Origin of the sequence: Acinetobacter rongchengensis (assembly GCF_003611475.1) — a bacterium.
Classification (GTDB): domain Bacteria; phylum Pseudomonadota; class Gammaproteobacteria; order Pseudomonadales; family Moraxellaceae; genus Acinetobacter; species Acinetobacter rongchengensis.
Genome location: NZ_RAXT01000042.1, coordinates 23,745 through 29,950, shown reverse-complemented (window position 1 = coordinate 29,950; position 6,206 = coordinate 23,745). Strand labels below are relative to the sequence as shown.

General features: G+C 37.4%; 7 protein-coding genes. All 7 read left to right on the top strand.

What is annotated here, in order from left to right; genetic code table 11:
• Positions 1 to 212, top strand: a 212-nt coding sequence (locus D7V20_RS14710) for a helix-turn-helix domain-containing protein (protein WP_130125663.1), incomplete at its 5' end; no start/stop codon positions are given.
• Positions 213 to 422: 210 nt separating this feature from the next.
• Positions 423 to 713 carry a hypothetical protein gene (locus tag D7V20_RS14705; protein WP_057081899.1) on the top strand — a complete coding sequence of 97 codons (291 nt, stop codon included), beginning with the start codon at positions 423 to 425 and terminating at the stop codon, positions 711 to 713.
• 45 nt (positions 714 to 758) lie between these two features.
• Positions 759 to 1,379 (top strand): restriction endonuclease subunit S, encoded by a 621-nt coding sequence (locus D7V20_RS14700; RefSeq protein WP_057104322.1) that lies wholly within the window; start codon positions 759 to 761, stop codon positions 1,377 to 1,379.
• The gene (locus D7V20_RS14695; RefSeq protein ID WP_058952589.1) at positions 1,379 to 2,902 is read left to right on the top strand and encodes a type I restriction-modification system subunit M; all 1,524 of its coding nucleotides are present in this window, start codon (positions 1,379 to 1,381) and stop codon (positions 2,900 to 2,902) included. The genes D7V20_RS14700 and D7V20_RS14695 overlap by 1 nt, the downstream gene beginning before the upstream one ends.
• The gene (locus D7V20_RS14690; protein WP_081316859.1) at positions 2,892 to 4,064 is read left to right on the top strand and encodes a restriction endonuclease subunit S; all 1,173 of its coding nucleotides are present in this window, start codon (positions 2,892 to 2,894) and stop codon (positions 4,062 to 4,064) included. The genes D7V20_RS14695 and D7V20_RS14690 overlap by 11 nt, the downstream gene beginning before the upstream one ends.
• Entirely contained in the window at positions 4,064 to 4,999 is a 936-nt protein-coding gene (locus D7V20_RS14685) for an endonuclease NucS domain-containing protein (RefSeq protein ID WP_058952590.1), read from the top strand. Before D7V20_RS14690 ends, D7V20_RS14685 begins: the two co-directional genes overlap by 1 nt.
• Positions 5,000 to 5,220: 221 nt before the next feature.
• Positions 5,221 to 6,156 carry an Abi family protein gene (locus D7V20_RS14680; protein ID WP_081316860.1) on the top strand — a complete coding sequence of 312 codons (936 nt, stop codon included), beginning with the start codon at positions 5,221 to 5,223 and terminating at the stop codon, positions 6,154 to 6,156.
• The last annotated feature ends 50 nt before the right edge of the window (positions 6,157 to 6,206 follow it).

Here is a 6,206-nt window from a genome sequence, read left to right as displayed (position 1 = left end):
TGTCAGAATTATCTATAAAAATTGGGAAATTAATCCGTAATAAAAGAATAGAGTTAAACATGACTCAAGAGTTCTTGGCCCTACAGTGCTCTATAGATAGGAGCTACATGGGAAGAATTGAGCGTGGGGAAGTAAATCTAACTGTCGAAAAACTATATGAGATTGCAAAAATATTGAAGATTCATCCTCAACACTTATTACCGAACTTTTAGAAAATTAATTATTTAACAAAAGGTTATAAATTAAATAAAAAACGTAGATAATCTACTGTAATTTTAATTGACATAGTACTATCAGCAACATAATATGCTATTTAGCTGGTTTGAATAGATGTTCTACTGCAAAAAATAAGGATGACAGGTGGCCGCCTGTCATCGAGTTCAAAACCATTAACACGACTAAATATTAGGAGTTCAGAACAAATGAAAGTATATCAGATCAATTATGACCTGCGTAAACAACGTAACTATGATGAGCTTTATGAAAAAATTAGGTCTCTAGGCAATTGGTGTCATCCACTGGAGTCATGTTGGTTAATTGTCTCTGAAAAAACACCATCACAAATTGCAGAGGAATTATTCAAAGTCATGGATGGTAATGATGGCTTATTAGTGACTCGCTTACAAAATGAGGCAGCTTGGTACAACCTTGATTCAAAGGGAATGAAAGATGTTACTACTTGGCTTAAAGAAAACTTAGGCAAAGCTTCTTAAATATGTGAGCCAAGGATGGCTCAATCCCTTTCTGAGTAAATATTTATGGCAAAGTTAAAGAGATTCTTAAAACTGAGCGACCTTACAGAGATTCGTACAGGCTTTACATTTCGAGAAAAGATCGAGGAAGTTGAGTCTGGCAATGCCCACGTATTGCAGATCAAAGACATTCGTAACATAGCAACGGATACATGTAGTTATACGCTTTTTGCAGATGCTTTACCGCAAATTGATTGGCAAGGTAAAGATAACGCAATCGTGTCGCCTGAGTCTGTGTTGCTGCCCTGTCGTGGAGAGTATCTCAAGGCACATTATTTTGTAGGCAATCAAGATCAATCAAAAGCATTACCCTTAATTGTGAGTAGCCAGTTTTTGATAATAATGCCAAATCAAAATGTAGTGCCTGAATACTTATGCTGGTACTTAAACCAACCTCATGTGCAATACGAGTTACGGAAAGAAAGTCAGGGCTCTAAGATGCCAATGCTTAGCGTATCTACAGTCAACCAGTTTGAAGTTGAAATCCCTAGCTTGGATATTCAGCAACGCATAATCGAATTAAACCGTATTTGGGAGCAAGAGCAGATCTTGACCCAACAATTACTTAAAAATCGTGAACAAATGATGATGGGCATGTTTAAACAACTGCTCCAAGGAAACAAATAATGGTTACTCAAATCAATCAAGATACCGTCAATAAAGCCCTTTGGTCGGCATGTGATGTATTCCGTGGCACGGTGAGTGCAGATACCTACAAAGACTATATTTTGACGATGTTATTCTTAAAGTACATCTCTGATGTATGGCAAGATCACTACGATAATTATAAAAATGAACATGGCGATGAACCTGAGCTCATCGAAGAATTAATGAAAAGCGAGCGTTTTGTCCTGCCTCGTGAATCAAATTTCTATACCTTGCATGAGCGTCGCTTTGAGCCCGGCAATGGTGAACGTATTGATATAGCTTTACATGCGCTTGAAGAAGCCAATGGGACAAAGCTCAAAGATGTAGGCAAAAGTGTCTTCCAAGAAATCTCGTTTAATACTGATAAATTGGGTGAAGAAAAGCAAAAAAATACCATTCTGAAAGATCTTTTAGAAGTTTTTGCTGTACCCGAATTGGATCTGAAACCAAGCCGTGTTGGTTCACTTGATGTGATTGGTAACGGTTATGAGTTTTTGATTAAAAACTTCGCTGCGAGTGGTGGTCAAAAGGCAGGTGAATTTTATACGCCACCTGAAGTGTCTGACTTAATCGCAGAGTTACTTGATCCGCAGAAAGGCGACAGTATTTGTGACCCTGCATGTGGCTCTGGCTCACTGTTAATGAAGTGTGGTCGTAAAGTTGTAGCAAATCACAAGAGCAAAGAATACGCACTCTACGGGCAAGAAGCCATTGGTTCAACTTGGTCATTGGCGAAGATGAACATGTTCTTGCATGGCGAAGATAACCACAGAATTGAGTGGGGCGATACCATTACTAATCCAAAACTATTGGATAAGAATGGCGACTTAATGCTGTTTGATATCGTAACAGCAAACCCGCCTTTCTCATTGAATAATTGGGGGTATGAATATGCTGAAAACGATAAGTTTGACCGTTTCCGTCGTGGTTTACCGCCAAAGACCAAAGGTGATTATGCCTTTATCTCACACATGATCGAAACGATAAAACCTGTTACGGGTCGTATGGGTGTTGTGGTTCCACATGGTGTGTTATTCCGTGGCTCATCTGAAGGTAAGATTCGTGAGAAGTTAATTAACGAAAACTTATTAGATGCGGTAATTGGTTTACCTGAAAAACTATTCTTTGGTACGGGTATTCCTGCTGCGATTTTAATTTTCAAAAAGCAAAAGTCTGATGATTCGGTTTTGTTTATTGATGCAAGCCGTGAGTTTAAGTCAGGTAAAAACCAAAACAACTTATCTGAAGAGAATATTGCCAAGATTATTGCAACCTATCGTACTCGTGAAAGTATAGATAAATATGCGTATTTGGCGACTTTGCAGGAAATCAAAGACAATGATTACAACCTCAATATTCCTCGTTATGTGGATACCTTTGAAGAAGAAGCTGAGATTGATTTGGTTGCTGTACGTGCTGAGCGTGAGCAGTTAAAAACTCAACTTGCTGAGCTTGAAGTGCAAATGGCGAAGTATTTAGAGGAGTTGGGTTATGGTGCCTAATGGTTGGAAACAAGTTGATCTAGGTTCTTTATTTGATTTTAAAAATGGATTAAATACCGAGAAAGAACATTATGGAAGGGGGTATAAATTTGTAAATGTAATGGACGTTTTTGGTAACAATATTCTTACTGAAAACAAAATCATAGGTCGGGTACAAGTCTCAGATAAAGAACTTATAGCGTATAAATTGCATTATGGAGATGTTCTTTTTAATAGAACGTCAGAGACATTTGATGAAATAGCAATGGCTGCTGTTTATTTAGATGATGCCGTTGCTACTTTTGGTGGGTTTGTCATTCGAGGTCGTCCAAAATCAAATGACATATATCCTGAATATTCATCATTTTTGTTTCAAGCTGAGATGTATAGAACACAAGCTATTAAACTTGGTCAGGGAGCGGTTCGTGCCAACATTGGTCAAAAAGATTTAGCAAAAGTTAATGTTTTACTGCCATCGATAACGGAACAAAAGGAAATCACTCAAATTCTTTCTACTTGGGATCAAACGATTTCGGCTACTGAAAAACTGCTTAAAAATAGCCAACAGCAGAAAAAAGCATTAATGCAACAATTGCTGACGGGTAAGAAGCGTTTGCGTGATGAGAAGGGTGTTGAGTTCAGTGATGAATGGCAACGTATTGAATTAGGCTTACTTCTTGACTATCAACAGCCAACACCTTATTTGGTGGAGTCCACTGCTTATAGTGATAGTTATAAAACTCCTGTTTTAACAGCGGGTAAAACATTCATTTTGGGTTATACCAATGAGATTTCAGGGATTTATCAAGATCAATTGCCTGTAATTATTTTTGATGATTTTACAACCGATAGTAAGTATGTGAACTTTCCATTTAAAGCAAAATCAAGTGCTATGAAAATCTTGACTGCTAAAAAAGGGGTTTCAATTAAATTTGTATTCGAAGCAATGCAAATGTTGAAATTCAATATTGGAGGACATCAACGACATTGGATTTCAATTTTTTCAAATTTGGTAATTTCTCTACCAAATCTGAAGGAACAACAAAAAATTGCTGAGGTTCTTTCTCTGGCAGATCAAGAGATTGAGACCTTACAGAAAAAACTTGATTGCTTAAAGCAAGAGAAGAAAGCACTGATGCAACAACTTTTGACAGGTAAAAAACGTGTCAAGGTGGCTGCTTAATGATGCAAATCAACCCTAGCTATTACCGCATTATGGCGGGTGCGAAGTCTGTATTTGCTCAAGAGTTTCTAGAAGGCGGCTTTATTGCCGCCAACTGGAACATTGACCAAGACTTAACACATGCATTGCCTGATGATTGGCGTGAGTTTAATCATCGTTTTATTCCTGTTTATCTTAATGCTTTACCTGACAAAACGAAGATTTCGGCAGGCTTAGCATGTGGCATGTTGCATACCCTTTCTAAGGGAATTAAACAGGGCGACATTATCCTTACACCTCGTGGAGATGGTCATTACTTAGTGGGTAAAGTCATTTCAGACTATTACTACGTGCCTTCTGGTGAGTTAAGCCATCGCAGAAAAGTTGAATGGTTTGAACAGACTTTACCTAGAGAACTGATGTCTCAGGAGTTAAAAAACTCATCAGCGGCAGGTACAGTTTGCAATCTAACCAAGTATGCAGCAGAGCTTAAAACGCTTATTGATGGTAAAGAAACAGTTGAGCATCTCGAGCCTGATGAAGTGCTCGAAGACCCAACAGCTTTTGCTTTAGAAAAGCATTTAGAGCATTTCTTGGTAGAGAATTGGTCTAAAACTGAGTTGGGTGCAACATACGACATTTATACCGAAGATGGTCAATTGGTCGGCCAACAGTATCCATCGGATACAGGTCCTATCGACATCTTGGCTATCAGTAAGGATAAAAAGACGTTGCTTGTTGTTGAACTTAAACGTGGTCGTGCAAGTGATCGTGTTGTGGGGCAAATTCAACGCTATATGGGCTATGTCAAAGATGAGTTGGCTGAGGCAGATCAGCAGGTAAAAGGGGTCATCATTGCACTTGAAGATGACTTAAGAATTCGTCGTGCTTTGAGTGTGGCTCAGAATATTGAGTTTTATCGTTATCAGCTGAGTTTTAAGCTGCTTAAGCACTAGATTTGCTTAAAATTAAAGGGGGATTTTTTGAAAAAGTATTTGAAATTTAATATGTTGGTGCTATTTTTTGATTTTCTTTATAAAGAAAATGTAACACCACAAATACGTATATTCTTATTGAATTTACAAAAGCATCTTGCAATTTCGGCTATGGGTAAGCATAATATGTTTAACAACACCCACAGCGCCTCTGATTTAAGCGTACCAGTGTGGGTTTTTTTATGACTAAAACTTTTTCAAAAGACCCAAAAACATACCCAGAATTATTACAAAAGTTAGAATCTGATGGTCTAAAGATTACAGATCAGACAGCTGCACTACGCCACCTTAAACAGATCAGCTATTACCGATTAAAAGGCTATGGACTGGCTTTTCGACAATATGATGAAACTGGCAAAAGGTTAAGTACATATCAGCCTAATGTTGAGTTAGTTACTTTAATTCATATGAGTATGATTGATGCTGAATTACGTAGTCTGATTTTAGCGGCAATAGACCGTATTGAAGTCGAAGTAAGAAATGTTATTAATCATGAATTATCGATTAAGTATAATAGCTCTCATTGGTTCTTAGATGAAAATTTGTTCCAAAGCTCTGATCAATTTAAACATCAAGATTTTTTGGGCAAGATTAAGCAATTTACTGCTAAAAAAGCAGATGCTGGTAGTGAAAAAGAAAAGCTCAGAGAAACTTTCATACATCATTATTATCAGGCTTATGTCACACCAGAATACCCGCCATGTTGGATGATTGCTGAGGTTTTACCTTTAGGCTCATGGTCTAAGTTATATGAGCATTTGGTGCAGAGTAAAGATCGTAAACAGGTTTCAAAACAGTTTGACTTGTCACCAGAGTTATTGGAGTCATGGTTACATGCGTTGACCTACTTACGCAATGTCTGTGCGCATCAAGGGCGTTTATTTAACAGAACATTTGCCTTTCCGCCTAAACAGGGTAAAAAAGCTCCTCTAAAGACCCAGCATCAACTCTATAATTATATCTGTATTTTATTCCTGTTCTTAAAGGAGTTTAATCATGAATATGATTGGTTAGAGCGCATTGAAGCAGTATTAAAGAAATGTCCAAATGAATTATTGAAATTTTATGGTTTTGATGAAAATTGGTTAGAGAAAGATGAAGACTATTGGATGAACTAAACCAAAATTTAGGAATCTCATAAAGTTATTTAAACAAAGTACAAGATAAA

Coding starts and splice junctions, on each gene's coding strand:
- D7V20_RS14705 (WP_057081899.1), top strand. CDS start 423: ATGAAAGTATATCAGATCAATTATGACCTGCGTAAACAACGTAACTAT.
- D7V20_RS14700 (WP_057104322.1), top strand. CDS start 759: ATGGCAAAGTTAAAGAGATTCTTAAAACTGAGCGACCTTACAGAGATT.
- D7V20_RS14695 (WP_058952589.1), top strand. CDS start 1,379: ATGGTTACTCAAATCAATCAAGATACCGTCAATAAAGCCCTTTGGTCG.
- D7V20_RS14690 (WP_081316859.1), top strand. CDS start 2,892: ATGGTGCCTAATGGTTGGAAACAAGTTGATCTAGGTTCTTTATTTGAT.
- D7V20_RS14685 (WP_058952590.1), top strand. CDS start 4,064: ATGATGCAAATCAACCCTAGCTATTACCGCATTATGGCGGGTGCGAAG.
- D7V20_RS14680 (WP_081316860.1), top strand. CDS start 5,221: ATGACTAAAACTTTTTCAAAAGACCCAAAAACATACCCAGAATTATTA.